The sequence below is a fragment of the Necropsobacter massiliensis genome (assembly GCF_000827595.2).
In the GTDB taxonomy this organism is placed as follows: domain Bacteria; phylum Pseudomonadota; class Gammaproteobacteria; order Enterobacterales; family Pasteurellaceae; genus Necropsobacter; species Necropsobacter massiliensis.
Genome location: NZ_LN776213.1, coordinates 1 through 1,061, shown reverse-complemented (window position 1 = coordinate 1,061; position 1,061 = coordinate 1). Strand labels below are relative to the sequence as shown.

The 1,061-nt window shown below is 47.7% G+C and carries 3 protein-coding genes; all 3 read left to right on the top strand.

What is annotated here, in order from left to right:
- Nucleotides 1–306, top strand: a 306-nt coding sequence (locus BN3349_RS11920) for a 4Fe-4S dicluster domain-containing protein (RefSeq protein ID WP_040977448.1), incomplete at its 5' end; no start/stop codon positions are given.
- A 1-nt stretch (nucleotide 307) separates the two neighbouring features.
- Nucleotides 308–733, top strand: a complete 426-nt coding sequence (locus BN3349_RS11915) for a nitrate reductase cytochrome c-type subunit (RefSeq protein ID WP_040977447.1) — start codon at nucleotides 308–310, stop codon at nucleotides 731–733.
- 11 nt (nucleotides 734–744) lie between these two features.
- The coding region (locus BN3349_RS11910; RefSeq protein WP_040977599.1) for a NapC/NirT family cytochrome c at nucleotides 745–1,061 on the top strand (317 nt) is incomplete at its 3' end.

The following is a 1,061-nucleotide window of genomic DNA, read 5'->3' as shown; positions in this document are numbered from 1 at the left end:
TTTGATTTACTGATTGCGGAACATGGCTGGTGCGGGCATTTATGTCCGCTCGGCGCGGCTTACGGGCTGATTGGCGCGCGTGGCATTGCACGGGTTAAAGTGGTTGAGCGCAGCCGGTGCGATAACTGCATGGACTGCTATAACGTCTGTCCGGAACCGCAGGTACTGCGTTCACCGTTGCACGGCAAGAATAACGAAACTCTGCTTGTGCTTTCGAAAGATTGTATCAGTTGCGGACGTTGTATTGATGTCTGTGCTGAAAACGTATTTACCTTTACTACCAGATTTAATCATTCGGGGGAATAAAATGATTAAAAAAACGTTATTTATTTTGACCGCACTTTTTGCGGCAACTGCGGGCGCAGATGAAGTGGACAATTATCTACAAGGATCGTCGGAATATGTCGCTCCGGCATTTCATAATGAACCGAAAGAAAGCGATCGGTATGCGTTGAGTTATGTAAATCAACCGCCGATGATACCTCATGCGGTGAAAAATTATCAGATTACAAAAAATACCAACCAATGTCTGAATTGCCACAGCGTCGAAGCCTCGCGGATAACTGGCGCGACCCGTATTAGCCCGACGCATTTTATGGATCGCGACGGCAATATTGTCGGTTCGTCCACTTCGCCGCGCCGTTATTTCTGTTTGCAATGCCATACATCACAATCAGATGTTGAGCCGATTGTATCGAATGAGTTCAAACCGCTGAAAGGCTACGGTAAATAATCGGGGGATTTATGCTGAAATTAATCAAACGGTTCTGGCATTGGTTCCGTACGCCGAGCCGCATTGCGGTGGGCGTGCTAATTACGCTGTCGTTTATTGCCGGTATCGTGTTTTGGGGGGGCTTCAATACGGCGCTGGAATATACCAATACGGAAGAATTTTGTTCCAGCTGTCATATGAACGATGTGGTGCCGGAATACCGTCATTCGGTGCATTATATGAACCGCAGCGGGGTGAAAGCGACTTGTTCGAACTGCCATTTGCCGCATGAATTTATTCCGAAATGGACGCGTAAAATCAAAGCGGGGGGGGGAGGGTATTTCTATGT

What these genes read in the sequence shown, in the direction of transcription:
- BN3349_RS11915 (WP_040977447.1), top strand. Translation starts at nt 308, where the DNA reads ATGATTAAAAAAACGTTATTTATTTTGACCGCACTTTTTGCGGCAACT.